A 16,944-nucleotide genomic window follows, 5' to 3' on the forward strand; every position below is an offset into this window, starting at 1 on the left:
AGAGAGGACCGCGTGTACACATCGGATTCTGCGCTGCGCGCCTTCCGGGAGGCCCGCCACACGTTCATCGACGGCTCACGGATCGACATGGGCGCGTTGGCTGCCGCACTCGGCGTGGACCGTACGTCGCTGTTCCGGTGGGTGGGCAACCGTGACCGGTTGCTGTCCGAGATCCTGTGGTCCCTCGCAGTCCCGACGCTCGACCGGGCGTCCCGTGCTGCCGACACGATCGGGTCGTCCGGAGCGGCGCGCATCGTCGACGTGCTCGACCGGTTCACCGCCGACCTCATCGAGGCCACCTACTTCCGCGCCTTCCTGACCCGCGAGCCCGCGCGGGCGATGCGCCTGCTGACCACCTCGGAGAGCGACGTGCAGAGCCGGTTCGTCGAGCGGGTCACCGCGCTCGTGGTCGAGGAGCAGTCGTCCGGCGAGTTCGATCCGGCGCCGTTGTCCTCCGAGGAGCTGGCAAGGCTGCTCGTCCGGATCTCAGAGTCGTTCACCTACGCTGAGTTCATCTCCGGCGAGGCCCCCGACCCCGTCCGGGCACGCGCCGCGTTCGAGTACGTGCTGCGCCCCGCCGCCGATCACGCCACACCCGCACCTCCGATCGGAGACCGATGACCATCGACGAGTACCCGTTCCGCCGCCTCTACCCCACGCGCTGGAACGACAACGACATGTTCGGGCACGTCAACAACACGATCTACTACTCGGCGATGGACAACGCGTCGACGTACTGGTTCCGCGAGGAAGCGGGCCTGGACCCGTTCACGTCGGAGTGGATCGCGGTCTTGGTGTCGTCGAGCTGCCGGTTCGTCGAGTCCGCCGTCTGGCCGGACGTCATCGAGGTCGGGATGCGGTCCAAGCACCTCGGCAACACCAGCCTGTCGTGGGAGTTCGGCCTGTTCCGTCAGTCCGACGGAGCCCTGCTCGCCACCGGTGAGTTCGTGCACGTCATCATCGACCGCGAGGGCGCCCGCCGACCGATCCCCCTGCCGGAGTCGCTGCGCGCGCTCGTGACCGGCACGATGGTCGCCCAGGAGCCCGCCGTCGCCGACTGACCCACTGCCCGTCGCGCCGGACCCGGCCGCGCCGCCGCACAACCAAAGCGCTCCCGAACCACGCGATCGTGCGGTTCGGGAGCACTTTGGTTGTGCGAGCCGAAACCGAATCGGGTCAAGGCCGGTGGTCGTCCCGCTGCGGCCGGCGCAACCGAGCCGCCAGGTCGTCGCCGGCGGGCTTCGCACCGTTCAGCGTGCCGACCACAGCCCCGATCGTCCGCACGACGAACCCGATTCCCGACCAGGCGCTCTCCGACTCGAACTGATCACATAGATTTCCGCGGTTGCGGAACACGACTCCTCAGAACGTCGGTGACTGCTGTTAGTCTCCGGCCAGAGGCGACGACGCCTCACCTACCCGAGGAGCCCGTAAGTGGAAGCATTTGTGATCATGCCCTTTGGCGGAGACTTCGACGAAGTCTTCACCGATCTGATCGAACCAGCTCTCGCCGAGCTCGGCTTCAAGGTCACGCGCGCTGACCTGTCCAACAATCAGGAGCAGATCCTGAAAGACATCGTCAACATGATTGCGAGCGCGGAGCTCATCATCGCCGACGTCACCGGCCTGAACGGCAACGTAATGTACGAACTCGGCCTGGCACACGCGATGGGGCGCAAGACTGCGATCATCACACGCAACATCGATGAACTCCCGTTTGATCTGCGCTCGTACCGCGTGACCTCCTACAAGACAACGTTCACGGCGGCGCCCGCTCTTGCCAAGCGCCTCAAAGAGATTGGGCAGGGTGTCATCGACGGGACGGCAACATTCGGCAACCCTGTCCAGGATTTCGCGCCTGCATCCATCGGGAGAGATGAGCGCGTATCCGAAGCTCCCGCGGCTCCAGCCACCAGCGGCAGTTCGGAGTCGTCGCCCGGTACGGACAGCGCTGCCGACTTCGGTCTACTGGACTGGACCGATGCCGTCACAAGAGCGTCTGATCGGGTCAAGGAGAAGGCCGACCTCATCGGTGAGGCGACTTTCGATATCGGCGAACGCGCGGAGAAGGCTACGAAGCGGATGAACTCCGCAACCGAGCAACTCGGCGCGAGCGCGGCACCTACGCTCTTGCGTCTGATGAAGGAGACGGCGGCAGAGTTTGACAACTACGCCGAGAAACTTGAGCGACTGAACCCGGAGCTGGCGGACGCAGTGAAGGAGCTCGGGGACGGTACGAACGGCATCGCGCGGAGCCGCCGCGCAACGACAGATCAGGAACGCGCAATCATGCGAACTGAAGTCGCCGACTTGAGGGACGCCGAAGCGACGTTCGAGACCGCGGTGAACAGCGTGATGGAGTTCGGGCTGATCGTGGCTGACCTGCCGCCAGTGCAGCAGGACATGACGCGTGCAGGACGTCGCGTTACAAATGCCATCGGCGAGACTGCGCAGATCATCGAGACCTGCCGCTCGGAGATTGCTCGCGCCCGCACTTTGCTCGAAGCCCGGCTCGGTGAGGACGACGACTCGACGCCGGCGGCTGCCTGACGACGTCTTGCTCTGCCGGGCCGATCGGACCTTGCTCTCGACTTCGACGAGGAACGTGGATCACCCTCTGGGGCCCAGGACTTTGATCCCTTAGGAACGTACCTCCGGGACGTTCTGTCTCCATACGGGCCATTCTGGCCAAGATTCTGAGAATGACGAAGCCCCCGAGATGAAGCTCATTTCGGGGGCTCTCGTCGTACCAGGTCATGATCGGACCGATGAGCTCCCCGGCCTTGTCGATCCCCATCCGCGACTGCCCGCCGAACTCCGCGAGCTCGTGACCGGCTCGATGGTCGCGCAGCAGCCCGCCGTCGCCGACTGACGACCTCAGCTCTTGAGGGCAGCGAGCTCGAGGTTGATGTCGTCGGGGTCCTGCACGGACAGGATCACCATGCCGGCGTCGCCGAGGTCGGTGACCTCGCCGTGCTCGACCCCTGCGGCGTCGAGACGTGCAGCCGCCTGGTGCAGCTCGTCGACCGACCCCACGACGAAGCTCACGTGGTCGAGCCCGACGGTGTCCGGGTTGAACGTCTGCCCCGCCGGAGCGACCGGGCGGAGACCGAAGACCTGATCGCCGAGCCGGAACACGGAGCCGCCGTAGAAGCGCTCGCGGTCCTCGCGCACGCCGGGCTCGTCGACCTGGTCGCTGAAGTCGATGGCCGGATCGGTGCCGAGCAGCTGCTGGTAGAACGCCTTGCTGCGGTGGATGTCGGTCACGGTGACGCGGACGTGGGCGAGGGCGGTCGGGCGTGCGAACGGTTCGGTCATGGTGGAGCTCCTCCGGGTTCGACCCGACGCAGGGCCGTCGGGTGCGCGCCGTGGTTGCGACGCGCACCCGAGGCAACGCTGTGCCCCTCCGAAGTACCCGACACCATGCGGCGACCGGACAGCGGCGCTGGACCCGAACGCCAGCGCCGCGGTCCGGTCAGATGAGGTCGTCGGTCAGGTGGTTCGGCGTGCCGAAGCGGTGCGCCGTAATCGAGACCGCCTGCTCACGGACGAACGGCAGTATCTCGAGCCGACCGGCCTCCGTCACCGGGCCGCCGTACACCGCGACGTCCGGACGCCCGCCGACCGCCGAGTACAGCGCCGACGTGTTGCCGCCGATGAGCCGCACACGGGTCGACGGGCCCGCCGCGATGGACGACGCGAAGGACTCGTCGGAGACCGACTGCGAGATGGACCGGGCGATGGGCAGCGAGCGGATCGCCGAAGCGACGGACTCGGGCAGCGCCGCGACCGTCGACACCTCGATCGTCGTGCCGGCTCGGAGTGCGGCGGCAACGACGCGCACGAGCTCGACCACCGAGGCGTCAGCGTCGGAGTCTGCAACCGCAGCGAGCCGCACGTGCACCGACGGGAACGGCAGGTACCGCGCGATGTTCCGCTCGGCGGTGAGGGCCGAGACGTCGGTCGCGGTGCCGAACAGCGTCGACCAGGCCTGCTCGTCCGATGCCAGCGACCGGTCGAGCACAGGCGACGTGACCTCGGTCGCCCGGACGAACGCATGCACCGCGGCGGATGGAACAGCCGACGCAGTCGACGCAGCGGGCGCCCACGACCCCAGCCCGAGCAGGTAGTTCAGCCCGCCGGCCTTCGTGCCCGCGCCGACGGCCGACTTCTTCCAGCCACCGAACGGCTGCCGACGGACGATGGCGCCCGTGATGCCGCGGTTGACGTAGAGGTTGCCCGCCTGGATCCGCTCGAGCCAGGTGCCGATCTCGGCCGGGTCGAGCGAGTGCAGGCCCGAGGTCAGGCCGTAGTCGACCTCGTTGACGATGTCGATTGCTTCGTCGAGGGTGTCGGCGGTCATCATGCCGAGGATCGGACCGAAGTACTCGGTGCGGTGGAACTCCGAGCCGCGTCGGACGCCCTGACGGACACCCGGGCTCCAGAGCTTGCCGGTCTCGTCGAGCCGCTTCGGCTCGACGGCCCAGGACTCGCCCGCGCCGAGCGTCGTCAGGCCGTCGAGCAGCTTGCCCGACGCCGGCTCGATGACCGGGCCCATCTGCGTCGCGGCGTCGGTCGGGTAGCCGACGGTGAGCGAGGACACGGCGTCGAGGAGCTGGTTGCGGAAGCGCTTCGACTTCGCGACCGAGCCGACCATCACCACGAGTGACGCGGCCGAGCACTTCTGGCCGGCGTGTCCGAAGGCCGAGGCGACGACGTCCTTCACCGCGAGGTCGAGGTCCGACGACGGGGTGACGATCACGGCGTTCTTGCCCGAGGTCTCGGCGAGCAGCGGCAGGTCAGAGCGGAACGAGCGGAACAGCTCGGCGGTCTCGTAGGCACCGGTGAGGATGACCTGGTCGACCATCGGCGAGGCGATGAGCTGCTGGCCGAGGTCGTTCTCGGACACCTGCAGGAACGCGAGCACGTCAGCCGGGGCTCCGTGGGCGTCGAGCGCGGTCTCGATGATCGACGCGAGGACGGCCCCGGAGCGCGCGGCGGGCGGCGCGGGCTTGAGGACGACGGCGGACCCGGCGGCGAGTGCGGCCAGGGTCGAGCCGGCGGGGATCGCGACCGGGAAGTTCCACGGCGGCGCGACGAGGGTCAGCGTGGCCGGGGTGAACGTGGCACCGTCGAGGTCGTCGAGCTGGGACGCGAGCGAGCCGTAGAAGTGCGCGAAGTCGATCGCCTCGGACACCTCGGGGTCGGCCTGGTCGATGGTCTTGCCGGTCTCGGCGGCCATGACCTCGATGAGTGCTGCGCGGTTCGCCTCGAGCGCGTCGCCGACAGCGTGCAGCACGGCGCCACGAGCGGCACCGGACCAGGTCCCCCAGACCGCACCGGCGGCCTGGACGCGAGCGAGCGCCGCGTCGAGCGACGCGGCGGAGTCGACCCGGGCCTCCTCGACGGCGCGGACGCCGAGCGTCGACGACGCGATCCGGTCCGTGATGGCCGACCCCCACTGACGCACCGACGCGACCGACGGGTCGCTGTCCGGCGTGTTCTCGAACCGGCCGGGCCCGGGGCGACCAACGGCCGCGTAGCGGTCGGCGACGCGGTGGGACGCGGGGGCAGCGAGCCCCTCCGGAGTGGCGAGCGGCACGAGCGAGGCGCGGAACCGCTCTTCTTCGCGGGCGAACAGCGGCGGCGACGACACGAGCGAGAAGACCGCGGACATGAAGTTGTCCTGCGAGGCGCCCTCTTCGAGGCGGCGGATCAGGTACGCGATCGCGACGTCGAACTCGCCCGGGTGGACGACCGGCGTGTAGAGCAGCAGCGAACCGACGGTGCGGCGGACGGCCTCGGCCTGTCCCTGTGCCATGCCGAGCAGCATCTCGAACTCGATGCCGTCCCGCACGCCGCGCTCCCCTGCGAGCAGCCAGGCGTGGGCGACGTCGAACAGGTTGTGGCCGGCGACGCCGACGCGCACGTTCTCGATGCGCGTCGGGGTCAGCGCCCAGTCGAGGACTCGCTTGTAGTTGGTGTCGGAGTCCTGCTTGGTGTGCCAGGTGGCGAGCGGCCAGCCGTGCACCGATGCCTCGACCTGCTCCATCGGCAGGTTCGCGCCCTTCACCAGGCGGACCTTGATGCCGGCGCCGCCACGGGCACGACGGGCCGCGGACCACTCCTGCAGGTGCTCCATCGCGGCGAGCGCGTCGGGCAGGTACGCCTGGAGCACGATGCCGGCTTCGAGGCCGGTGAACTCCGGCTCGTCGAGGAGCTTCGTGAAGACCGCGATGGTGAGGTCGAGGTCTTTGTACTCCTCCATGTCGAGGTTGATGAACTTGGCCGGGGACGCCGACGCGGCCCGGCGGAAGAGGGGCCGGAGTTTCTCGATGATGTCCTCGACCGCGTGGTCGAACGCCCACGGCGAGTGCGGGTGCACGGTCGAGGAGACCTTGATCGACACGTAGTCGACGTCGTCGCGGGCGAGGAGCTTGTGCGTGCCCTCGAGCCGGCGGGCTGCTTCGCCCTCGCCGAGCACGGCCTCGCCGAGCAGGTTGACGTTCAGCCGGACGCCGTCGCGCTTGATCTTGGCGATGGCCGGGCCGAGCTTGGTGTCGGTGGCGTCGACGATGAGGTGGCCGACCATGTTCCGGAGGACGCGGCGCGCGATGGGCACGACGACGCCGGGCAGTGCCGGTGCCATCCCGCCACCCAGGCGGACGAGCCCACGGAGCGCTGCGGGCAGGAACCCGGGCGCACCGGGAGCGATGGCGCGGAGCTTGCGGGCGGCGACGCCGAGGTCCTCGGGTCGGACGACGCCGTCGACGAACCCCACGGCGAAGTCGAGCCCGGCGGGGTCGGCGAGAACCCCGGCGAGCTGTTTCGCCGAGCCGTCGACCGGGTAGGTCTCGGCTTCGGCGAGCCACTGTCGCACGAGCGCGACGGACTGGTCCGCGAGGGCGTCGTGGTCGGTGGCGGGGTGCTCGTGCAGGGTCGTCATGGGTTCAGTGTGGAGCGCCGCATGCTGAAGCGGAAGCAACGGTTCGTGACGAATACCGTTCAGCGGAGCTACAGTGTCAGCGTGCTCGATGTCCGCCGTCTCGTCCTGCTCCGTGAGCTCTCCATCCGGGGCACGATCGCCGCGGTCGCCGAGGCCGTGAACTTCACCCCGTCGGCGGTCTCGCAGCAGCTCAGCGCCCTGGAGCGCGAGGCCGGCGTGCCCCTGCTCCGGAAGGCCGGTCGGCGGCTGCAGCTCACCCCGCAGGCCGAGGTCCTGGTGCAGGCGGCCGGGCACGTGATGGACGTCCTCGAGCTGGCGCAGTCGCAGGTCGAGGAGACCATGCCGACGGTGCAGGGTCGGATTCGCGTCGCGGTGTTCCAGTCCGCGGCCCTCGCCCTCATGCCGAACGCCCTGCACGCCATGGCGACCGAGCACCCGGACGTCCGCATCGAGATGGTGCAGCGGGAGCCGGAGACAGCACTGCACGAGACCTGGGCCCGCGACTTCGACGTGGTCATCGCGGAGCAGTACCCCGCGCACGCGGCTCCGCACCTGCCGGGGCTGCACCGCGAGGACCTCACGACCGACGCCGTCCGGCTGGCCCTGCCCCCGATCGACACCGCACTCGCTCCGGTGTCGTCGATCGAGGACGCCGAAGCACTCCCCTGGGTGATGGAGCCGCGCGGGACCGCGTCGCGGCACTTCGCCGAGCAGGTCTGCCGACGCTGGGGTTTCGAGCCGGACGTCCGCTACGAGACCGCCGACCTGCAGACGCAGATCCGCCTGGTGGAGTCCGGGAACGCCGTCAGCCTGATGCCCGACCTGATGTGGACCGGTCGCACGACGACGTGCCGGCTGGTCGAGCTGCCCGAGCACCCACGGCGGACGATCTTCACGGTGGTCCGGTCGGCCGGGTCGTCGTCCCCCGCGGTCCGCGCGCTCCGCCACGCCCTCGAACGCGCGGCCGCCGCGGTGGGTGACGCCGGTACGGACGTCGTGACCGATCTGTGACCTCCGACACGTCAGGACCGGTCGTCGTCGAACACTCCCTGGGTAGAGGACGCTGATCGAGCGTCCCACCCAGGCATCCGAGGGGGATCCCATGAACCAGTCCTGCAAGTACACGCTCCGCCGCAACGCGGCGATCGGAGCGGCCATCGCGATCGTCACCGCCTCGTCGGCGTTCGGCATCGGGGCGAGCGTCGCCTCCGCGGCCACCGACGAGGCCGCCGCACCGAGCAGCACCACCACGTCCGCACCGCAGGACGCAACCACCGCGGCCACCGCGACCACCGCGACCACCGACTCCGACACGCAGCAGGCCGCACCGGACGACGCGCCCGCCGACCCAGCGCCGGCCACCGACCCGGCACCCACCACCGAGACGGCGGCACCGGACGACACGCCGGCACCCACCCCGGCCGGGACCACCACGCCCACCGCGGACCCGGGGACGACGACCCCCGCCGCCGAACAGCCCGCTCCCGAGGCATCGACGCCGGTCACCTGGGCAGAGCCGTCGACCGAGGACGCGCCGATCGTCCTCACCGCGACCGCCGGCCAGCCGTTCTCGCACACCTTCACGGCCCAGGGCGGCGACGGCCCGCTGGAGTACCTCTTCGCCCCGGTGAACTTCGACCCGACCAACGACGTCAACGGCTGGTCCTGGAACGAGCAGACCGGTGTCCTGAGCGCCACCCCGAAGAGCACGATCGACGGGCCCGCACTGTTCCTGGTCACCGCGACCGACATGCACCAGACCGCCAAGCAGTACGTCCAGGTCGACATCGAGCCCGGCGCCCCGGTGGGTGTCACGTTCGGTGTCGACAGCTCGGACTCCGACGTCAGCTGGCAGGTCGACGCCGACGGGACGATCCGTGAGTACACGCCGGGCGGCACCGGTGAGACCGTGGTGTCGGAGGTCCCCGCCACCGTCGGCTCCTCGATGACCCTCGCGGGGCTGGCCGTCGATGCGCTGGGCAACCGCACCACCCCGGGCGACGGGTACCCGCGTTCGACCGTCACGAGCACCACCGCGTCCGACGGCGTGGTCTGGGACCCGAACTGGTCGGCGAACACGGTGACGTTCTCGGAGCCGGGCACCCGCACGCTGACGGTGTCCGAGGGCGGCGTGTCGACCTCGTTCACGGTCCGCGTCTCCGAAGCCCCCGCTGCCGTCGCCGGCATCGCCGTCGGGGTGCTCCCCGCGGACGAGACGTCCGGTGACCGTTGGGGCGTCGAGGGCGACGTGATCACCTACTACCCGGCGGACGGCGACGCGCAGCGTGTCGACGCGATCCCGGCCCGACAGGGTGACCGGGTGCAGATCCGTGCCCTGGCCGTGGACGCCGACGGGCAGCCGGTCGGTGACCACACCGACCTCACCTTCACGAGTGACGTGGCCAGCGACCGCATCGAGTACGACCCCGAGGCTGCGGCCACCTGGGTGACCTTCGACCACGCGTCGCCGCACACGATCACCGTGGCCTACGGGGACGTGACGAGCACCATCCGCTTCGAGGTGCAGCCGACCGCGACGACCGTGGCCTCGACCACCCACACGCCGACCGCGTCGGGCACCCTCGCCTACACCGGTGCCGACGAGTCCGGCCCGCTCGCGTGGGCCCTCGGCCTCCTGGCGTCGGGCGCCGGCCTGCTCGTCTGGCGCCTGCGTCGCCGACTCAGCTGAGGCACGTCACGGCGACCGCCTGACGGACTGGAGGCGCGGGGCACGACCGCCCCGCGCCTCCCGCCCGTCGTCGCGCGATCCTGTGAGAAACCCCAGATCAGAGCGGGTAGTACCGAGATAAAACCGTGATCTCCGGCGGGACCGGAACGGGCCCGCGAACCGTAATGTCAGCACTGACGAGCGCACGACCACCGGGCGCTCGCGACCCGGACTCCCAGGGGGGAACCATGCACCAGTCCACCAAGCCGCCCGTCCGCCGCGCGGCGACGATCGGCATCGTCGTGGCGGCGACCGCCATCGGCTCGGTCATCGGCGTCGGCGCGTCCGCGACGGCGGCGACGCCGACGGAACCGACGACACCGACGAGCACCACCACGGCCACCGCGACGCCGAGCGCCAGCCCGACGACGGAGACGCCAGCGCCGACGCCCAGCGCCAGCCCGACAGTGAGCGCCAGCCCGACGCCGAGCGCAAGCCCGACGCCGAGCGCGAGCCCCGCCGCGAAGGACTCGGACAGTGCCACCCCGGCCGCAGCACCGGGTGACGGCAGCGACCTCGCGTTCACCGAGCCGTCGACCCAGGCCGCCCCGCTCGCCCTCACCGCCACGGTCGGCACGCCGTTCAGCCACACCTTCACCACCACGGGCGGCGACGGCACCGTCGCGTACGCCATCCAGGACGCCCCGTCGGCGGACTACACGGTGAACGTCGAGACCGGCGAGCTGAGCGGTACCCCGACGACCGCCGGCACGTTCGACTTCGAGGTCGTCGCCCTCAGCGGCTCGACACAGGTGACCGAGTACGTCCGGCTGACCGTCTCGCCGTCGCCGGTCGTCTTCACCGAGCCGTCGACGAAGGCGAAGCCGCTCGCCCTCACCGCCACCGCCGGCGCGACGTTCACGCACACCTTCCGCACCACCGGCGGCACGGGGTCGCTGGCGTACGCGATCCAGGACGCGCCCTCGACCGACCTCACCGTCAACGTCGAGACCGGCGTGCTCACCAGCACGGTGACGACGGCGGGCACGTACGACTTCGAGGTCGTCGCTCTCCGCGGCACCGCGACCGCCACGGAGTACGTGCGCCTCACCGTCCTGCCGGCCGCACCCGTCGGGGTCCTCGCGATCGTCGACACCGGCACGCCCGGTGCGACGGTCTGGTCGGTCGCCCCCGGTGGCGTGATCAGCGCGTTCACCGGCGGCGGGGAGCCCCTCGGCACCGTGTCGTCGATCCCCGTCCAGCAGGGCGGCTCGCTCGAGGTCTCCGGCCTCGCCGTCGACCGGTTCGGCAACCCGACCGCGCCGGCATCCGTGGGCACCGGCTTCGGCGCGACGGTGACCAGCTCGGTGGCGTCCGACCCGGTCGTCACCGATCCCCGGGGCGACGCCTCGAAGGTGACGTTCCCGCACGCCTCGGACCACCGCCTCACCATCACCCAGGGTGGCGCCTCGACCACGTTCGTCGTCGCCGTCCGTCCGGTCGCCACGGCCGCGGTCGCGACCACGACGGGCGGCACCGGCAGCACGCTCGCCTACACCGGCGCCGACGAGACCACGCCGTTGGCGTGGGCCCTCGGCCTGCTCGCCGCGGGCGGCGGGATCCTGGTGCACCGGCTGCGTCGCCGGCGCGCGTGATCGCGACCCGGTAGCGGACTGGAGGCACGGTGCCAGCTGGCACCTGGGCCCACGCCGGCCGGCACCCGGCAGACGCGCCAGCGGCTGCCGGGCCGTGCCCGGCGGGGAGCCTCCAGTCCGTCCGTTGGTTCCGCACGTCCTCGGGTTCCCGCACGGACCCCCAAGCCGGGTCACATTTCGGTCTCCGCGATCGTGTCGACCGTCGCCAGGCCCTACGATCCGATCGTGGCCGAGAACTCTCGGCAGATTCTTACGATCCGGCACCCGACCGGACCTGGACCACCTGGGGGATCCCGTGCGCCGTAGCACCTCCACCGTCCGACGCGCCTGCGCCGTCGGCACCACCGTCGCGTTGATCGGTCTGTCGACCGGTCTGGGCGTGATGACCGCCACCGCGGCCTCCGCGGCCGAGCCGGACCCGATCGTCGCGACGTCGGACGCTTCGCCGCAGGGCACGACCGGCACCACCGGCGAATCGAACGCCACCGACGGCGGCAGCACCGCCGGGACGGGCACGTCCGGCACCGGCTCGAGCTCCGCCGCGTCCGGGTCCGGCACCGGGACGGACACCGGCGCGTCCGGGGCTGACGCCGGCTCGACCGACGCCGACGCCGGCAGCGGCAGCGGTACCGGTGGGACGACCGTCACGGACGGCGGCAGCACGGCACCCACCGGCGGCAACACCACCCCGACCAACGAGGTCGCACCGCCGACGACCGTCGCACCGACCGTCCAGGCCGCACCGGCCACCGTGAAGATCGCCGGCGCCGCGAAGGTCGGTGTCACGCTGCACGCGCAGACCACCGGCTACGTCGGCCCGCACACCTACGCGTGGACGCGCGACGGCGACGTCACGGTGCTCACGACCGACGACTCGTACACGCTCACCGCGGACGACGTCGACCACGTGATCACCCTGACGGTCACCGACACCGACACGGCCACCCCGACCTCCGCGTCGACCGCCAAGGTCACCGAGGACGTCGCCTTCGCCGACGCGGACGGCAAGACCGCCGACAAGCCCTTCACCCTCACCGAGGACGCGGGCGTCGCCTACTCGCACTCCTTCGCCGTCAGCGCGGGCAGCGGGACCGTCTCGTACGCGATCGGCTACACCGACCCCGACGACGTCGACCCCGAGGACGAGAGCACCCCGGAGGACTCCCTGCCGGACGGCGTCGAGCTCAACACGAAGACCGGCCTGCTCAGCGGCACGACGTTCTCCTCGGGCGTCTACGACTTCACGGTCGTCGCGTCCAACGGCACCTCGACGGCCACCGAGTACGTCGAGATCGTCGTGAACCCGGGCGTCGCGGTCGGCGTCCTGGCCGTCGCCGCCGACACCAGCAGCGAGGACGTCTTCAACGGCACGAAGGACTCGAACTCCTGGATCATCCAGCCCGACGGCTCGATCATCACGATCCACCAGCCCGCCGACTTCGACCAGGACCCGACGTTCGAGGACGGCGGCCAGCCCACCGTCAAGCAGGGGCAGTCGCTCTGGATCCAGGGCTACTCGGTCGACGAGTACGGCAACCAGACCCAGGATTGGGACCCGGAGACCGGTGACCTCCCCCGCCCCCTCGTGACCAGCAACGTCGCCAGCGACCAGATCGCCTGGGACGACGACGAGTACGCGACCCGCATCACGTTCCCGCACGCCTCCACGCACATCATCACGGTGGCGCAGGACGACGTCTCGGTGACGTTCCCGGTCACGGTGGTGCCGAACGCGGCGACCGTCGCGGTCGTGAAGCCCGTCGCCTCGGGCCGTCAGCTCGCCTACACCGGTACCGACGCGACGGGCGCCCTCCCCTGGGCCCTCGGTCTCGTCCTCGCCGGCGCCGGCCTCATCGGTGCGCGCACGCTGCGTCGCCGCCAGACCGAGCGCTGACCCCCGGACGCCTCCCGTCAGTCGCGTGCCCGCGCGGCTGACGGGAGGCCCACCTCGGCCCCGCCCCGCCCGTCACCGGCGCGGCGGGGCCGTTCCCGTCATGCGGCGGCCGTCGATCGGTAGCGTGGGCACATGCCCACGCTCCTGCACATCGACTCGTCCGCCGATCTCGCACACTCCCGCTCGCGAGCCCTCACCGCAGCCTTCGCCGACGCCTGGCGCGCCCGCGGTCCGGAGTACACGGTGGTGCGCCGCGACCTGCACGTCGACCAGCTCCCCCACCTGGAGTCGTCGGCACTGCACTGGGCAGCGGCGGACCGCACCGACGACGAGGTCGTGGCACCCGAGGCCGACGCGCTCCGGCAGGAGGTCATCGACGAACTCCTCGCCGCCGACGCCGTCGTGGTCGGGGCGCCGCTCTACAACTACACCGTGCCGTCGACCCTCAAGGCGTGGATCGACCGCATCCACGTCCCCGGTGTCCTCGCCGGTGACGTCCAGCCCCTCGCCGGCCGCCCGGTGGTCACCGTCGTCAGCCGCGGTGCCACGTACGACGCCGGCACCCCGACCGAGGGCTGGGACCACGGCTCCCCCGTGCTGCACCTCATCCTCGGCACCGCCCTCGGCATGAAGCTCTACCCCGTCACGGTCAGCGCGACACTCGCCGACCGGCTGCCCGACCTGGCACCGCTCGCCGACCACGCCGCCGCCGAGGTCGCCGACGCGACGACGACCCTGGAGCGCCTCGCCGCCACGATCGTCTGACCCCGGTCGGGTGGCACCGCCGGCTCAGGACGCCTTGCCGAGCTGGTGGATGCGCTGCGCGGAGAGCCCGAGAACCGACGAGATCTCGGAGTACGTGTACCCCTCGGCGCGCATGCGGGCAACGACGTTGCGTGCGAGTCGAGCAGCCTCGGCCGCGTCCCGCCGAGCGTGCTCGGCGAGTTCGCGGGATGCTTCCCACTCGCCTCGGGTGTCCTCGGGCAGCACGAACTCCAGGTCGATCACGACGTCGGTCTCCGGGACGTCGAGCGTCAGCGCGACGCACTCGCGAGCCATCCACTCGGCGTCCGACGCGCGTCGCGACTGTGTGACGGCGCGCGCGTCCGGGATCGCGATCGACCACCAGCGACCTTCGCGGTGTGCGGTCGCGTGGTACCTCGTACTCATGGTTCCTCCGATCATCGCCAGCTGTCGGGTGCATCCGGGAAGACCCGGATGACCTGTCTCACGACACCCGGACTGAGTTCACGGTGTCGTGGGACGACGAGCCGCCCACCGTCCGGTCCGCGCCAGACCTCGTGACTCCCACGGACGCGGTCCACCCACCACCCTCGGTGTCGGAGGAAGTCGGTCACAATCCGGTGGGGAACGGCTCGCACCACGGTATCAAGCCCTCCTAGTCATAGCCATCAAGAGCCACTTGACGACGTGGCTTCAGGACGATTCTGACCCGGCGCGGAGGTGGGCCGCGGGAGGGCGGCGCGATCGGTGGACGGATGCTCGGTACGCGTCGCCTGTGGAGGACGATCAGGCCGGGCGGACCTCGTCGGCTCGTCCGAGCAGTGCCGCGTGGAACGCCGTCTGCGTCAGGGCACTCGCGAGGAGGAACCCCGTCATCGATTCGATCCCGCCGCTGAACGGCACCCGCGACGCGACCTCGTACAGCGTCGGCGAGGACAGCGCCGACGCTGACACCGCCGACGAGGACAGCGCGTCGAGCGCCTCAGCGACGTGCCGGGACCGCTCGTCCCGGTGCCTCACGAGGGTCCGCGCACGGGCGACGACGTCCCGGAACCGGTACTCGTGCCCCGGGCACACCTCGAGGTCCGCGTACGGGTCGAGTCGCCCGAGCGACGCCAGGTAGTCGCCGAGCGGGTTCGTCGTCGTGCGTCCACCGAGCCCGATCCCGGAGTTGATCCGGGGCAGCACGTGGTCGCCGGTGAACAGGAGTCCGTCGCCCTCGTCGACGAAGCAGCAGTGCCCGGCCGTGTGCCCGGGCGTCCAGAGCGTCCGGATCGTCCGCCCGGGGACGGGCAGCACGTCGCCGTCCTCGAGCAGCAGGTCGGCGAAGGGCTCCGCGGTCCGCCCGAGTCCGATGCGGCGACCGCTCCCCCAGGCCTCGACCACGCCGGCGCGCAGGTCCTCCGGCAGCCCCCACGTCGCGATGTCGGCATCGTTCGCGGTCGCGTCCTCGCGCTCACGGCGGAGCGCCTCGACCTCGAGCCGGTGCATCGCGACCCGGGCACCGGTGGCTCGGCGGACCGCCGCAGCGGCACCGAGGTGGTCCGCGTGCAGGTGCGTGACGACGACCAGGCCGACGTCGTCGAGCGACCGGCCGATCGCCGACAACCCGTCACTGAGACCCTGGAGGTCGTCGTCGGACGCCCACCCCGGGTCGATCAGCGTGAGCGACCGGTCAGAGCCCTCGACGACGTACACGAGCGTCGCGTCGGGCACGCCGAACCGGAAGGGCACGGCGAGGGTCCAGATGCCCGGCCGGACCTCCTCGACGGGAGGCAGGACGCCGTCGCGGAGCGCGGCGGCCTGCACGGGGCTGATCGGTTCCGGTGCCGGCGCTGCCGGCGGTGGCACGGTCGTCACGCGTTCCACCCTACTGGCGCGACCGGCGGGACCAGGGCGAGCCGCGCCTCCAGGCAGTCTGCCGCGCCCACGCGAGTAGACAGGCCGCATGGAGATCGCACCGATGCTCGCCAAGGCCGTCGCCACCGTCCCCGAACCCGACAGTGTGAAGGGTGGTCTGCGGTACGAGCCGAAGTGGGACGGTTTCCGCGGGATCGTGACGATCGACGGCGACGACGTCGAGATCGGGAGCCGCGGTGCCAAGCCGCTGACCCGGTACTTCCCCGAGCTGGTCCAGGCGTTCCGCGCGCAGTTCGGCGGACGGGAGCACCCGGTCGTGCTCGACGGCGAGGTGGTGCTGCGCTCCGGCGAACCGGGTTCCGAGCGGCTCGACTGGGAGGCCCTGTCACAGCGGATCCACCCGGCAGCCTCGAGGATCGCGAAGCTCAGCTCCGAGACGCCCGCGCAGTTCGTCGCGTTCGACCTGCTCGCCGTCGACGGGTCCGAGCTGCTCGACCTGCCGTTCGACGAGCGGCGCGACCGGCTGGAGTCACTCGCCACGGGGATGTCCGACCCGCTGTTCGTCACGCGCACGACCCTCGACGTGGACGTCGCCCGCGAGTGGCTCACCACGTTCGAGGGCGCTGGCCTCGACGGCGTCGTCGCGAAGCCCCGCGCGAAGCCCTACGAACCGAACAAGCGCTCGATGCTCAAGGTGAAGCACCACCGCACTGCCGACGTCGTCGCGATCGGGTACCGCGTGCACAAGAGCGGTACCGGCGTCGGCTCCCTGCTCGTCGGGCTGTACGGCGACGACGGCGAGCTCCGCCAGGTGGGCGGCGTGTCCGCCTTCTCCGACAAGCGACGGGTCGAGTTGGTCGACGAGCTCGACCCGGTGGTCCTCCGGGATGCGGACGGGAGGCCCGTCACCGGTGACGGGGAACGGTCGCGGTTCTCGTCGGGTCGCGACACGTCGTTCGTCCGGCTGGCGCCGGAGCGCGTGCTCGAGGTGCGGTACGACCAGATGGAGGGCGATCGCTTCCGGCACACCGTCCAGTTCGAGCGCTGGCGTCCGGACCGCGAGGCCCGGACGTGCGGCTTCGACCAGCTCGAGGTCCCCTCGGCCTACGACCTGCGCGACGTCCTGGTGTCCGATTGACGCGTACGCATGGAAGTAGTTAGGCTAACTAGTAACTTG

14 protein-coding genes are annotated in these 16,944 nt (G+C 70.9%); 9 read left to right on the forward strand and 5 right to left on the reverse strand.

Going from position 1 to position 16,944, the window contains the following annotated elements; all coding sequences use genetic code 11:
- Nucleotides 1–12 precede the first annotated feature (12 nt).
- The 3 genes from FS532_RS04155 to FS532_RS04165 all read left to right on the forward strand — a co-directional run bounded on the left by FS532_RS04155 (nucleotide 13) and on the right by FS532_RS04165 (nucleotide 2,550).
- On the forward strand, nucleotides 13–621 hold the full coding sequence (locus FS532_RS04155; protein WP_144750513.1) for a QsdR family transcriptional regulator: 609 nt from the start codon (nucleotides 13–15) through the stop codon (nucleotides 619–621).
- On the forward strand, nucleotides 618–1,061 hold the full coding sequence (locus FS532_RS04160) for an acyl-CoA thioesterase (RefSeq protein ID WP_144750515.1): 444 nt from the start codon (nucleotides 618–620) through the stop codon (nucleotides 1,059–1,061). The genes FS532_RS04155 and FS532_RS04160 overlap by 4 nt, the downstream gene beginning before the upstream one ends.
- A gap of 373 nt (nucleotides 1,062–1,434) precedes the next feature.
- Nucleotides 1,435–2,550 (forward strand): hypothetical protein, encoded by a 1,116-nt coding sequence (locus tag FS532_RS04165; RefSeq protein WP_144750517.1) that lies wholly within the window; start codon nucleotides 1,435–1,437, stop codon nucleotides 2,548–2,550.
- A 327-nt stretch (nucleotides 2,551–2,877) separates the two neighbouring features.
- Here FS532_RS04165 and FS532_RS04170 read toward each other — a convergent pair whose 3' ends face one another.
- Together FS532_RS04170 and FS532_RS04175 are read right to left on the reverse strand one after the other, a co-directional pair.
- Nucleotides 2,878–3,318, reverse strand: a complete 441-nt coding sequence (locus FS532_RS04170; protein ID WP_144750519.1) for a VOC family protein — start codon at nucleotides 3,316–3,318, stop codon at nucleotides 2,878–2,880.
- A 157-nt stretch (nucleotides 3,319–3,475) separates the two neighbouring features.
- Nucleotides 3,476–6,946, reverse strand: a complete 3,471-nt coding sequence (locus FS532_RS04175; protein ID WP_144750521.1) for a proline dehydrogenase family protein — start codon at nucleotides 6,944–6,946, stop codon at nucleotides 3,476–3,478.
- Nucleotides 6,947–7,027: 81 nt separating this feature from the next.
- Here FS532_RS04175 and FS532_RS04180 point away from each other — a divergent pair, with 81 nt between their 5' ends.
- From FS532_RS04180 to FS532_RS04200, 5 genes are all read left to right on the forward strand, one after another.
- On the forward strand, nucleotides 7,028–7,957 hold the full coding sequence (locus tag FS532_RS04180) for a LysR family transcriptional regulator (RefSeq protein ID WP_144750523.1): 930 nt from the start codon (nucleotides 7,028–7,030) through the stop codon (nucleotides 7,955–7,957).
- 91 nt (nucleotides 7,958–8,048) lie between these two features.
- Nucleotides 8,049–9,635 carry a hypothetical protein gene (locus tag FS532_RS04185; protein WP_144750525.1) on the forward strand — a complete coding sequence of 529 codons (1,587 nt, stop codon included), beginning with the start codon at nucleotides 8,049–8,051 and terminating at the stop codon, nucleotides 9,633–9,635.
- A 227-nt stretch (nucleotides 9,636–9,862) separates the two neighbouring features.
- Nucleotides 9,863–11,269: a hypothetical protein gene (locus FS532_RS04190; protein WP_144750527.1), complete on the forward strand. Its 1,407-nt coding sequence runs from the start codon at nucleotides 9,863–9,865 to the stop codon at nucleotides 11,267–11,269.
- Between the two features lie 295 nt (nucleotides 11,270–11,564).
- Nucleotides 11,565–13,163 (forward strand): putative Ig domain-containing protein, encoded by a 1,599-nt coding sequence (locus FS532_RS04195; protein ID WP_144750529.1) that lies wholly within the window; start codon nucleotides 11,565–11,567, stop codon nucleotides 13,161–13,163.
- Between the two features lie 132 nt (nucleotides 13,164–13,295).
- The gene (locus FS532_RS04200) at nucleotides 13,296–13,928 is read left to right on the forward strand and encodes an FMN-dependent NADH-azoreductase (RefSeq protein ID WP_144750531.1); all 633 of its coding nucleotides are present in this window, start codon (nucleotides 13,296–13,298) and stop codon (nucleotides 13,926–13,928) included.
- 24 nt (nucleotides 13,929–13,952) lie between these two features.
- Here FS532_RS04200 and FS532_RS04205 read toward each other — a convergent pair whose 3' ends face one another.
- From FS532_RS04205 to FS532_RS04215, 3 genes are all read right to left on the reverse strand, one after another.
- Nucleotides 13,953–14,333 carry a hypothetical protein gene (locus FS532_RS04205; protein WP_144750533.1) on the reverse strand — a complete coding sequence of 127 codons (381 nt, stop codon included), beginning with the start codon at nucleotides 14,331–14,333 and terminating at the stop codon, nucleotides 13,953–13,955.
- A gap of 11 nt (nucleotides 14,334–14,344) precedes the next feature.
- Nucleotides 14,345–14,548 carry a type II toxin-antitoxin system HicA family toxin gene (locus FS532_RS19170; RefSeq protein ID WP_369008464.1) on the reverse strand — a complete coding sequence of 68 codons (204 nt, stop codon included), beginning with the start codon at nucleotides 14,546–14,548 and terminating at the stop codon, nucleotides 14,345–14,347.
- Nucleotides 14,549–14,693: 145 nt separating this feature from the next.
- On the reverse strand, nucleotides 14,694–15,767 hold the full coding sequence (locus FS532_RS04215) for an MBL fold metallo-hydrolase (RefSeq protein WP_186321900.1): 1,074 nt from the start codon (nucleotides 15,765–15,767) through the stop codon (nucleotides 14,694–14,696).
- A gap of 88 nt (nucleotides 15,768–15,855) precedes the next feature.
- Between FS532_RS04215 and FS532_RS04220 the strand changes: the two genes are divergently transcribed.
- Nucleotides 15,856–16,905 (forward strand): ATP-dependent DNA ligase, encoded by a 1,050-nt coding sequence (locus FS532_RS04220; protein WP_144750537.1) that lies wholly within the window; start codon nucleotides 15,856–15,858, stop codon nucleotides 16,903–16,905.
- Nucleotides 16,906–16,944: the final 39 nt, after the last annotated feature.

This window comes from Curtobacterium pusillum (assembly GCF_007673235.1).
Classification (GTDB): Bacteria; Actinomycetota; Actinomycetes; order Actinomycetales; family Microbacteriaceae; genus Curtobacterium; species Curtobacterium pusillum_C.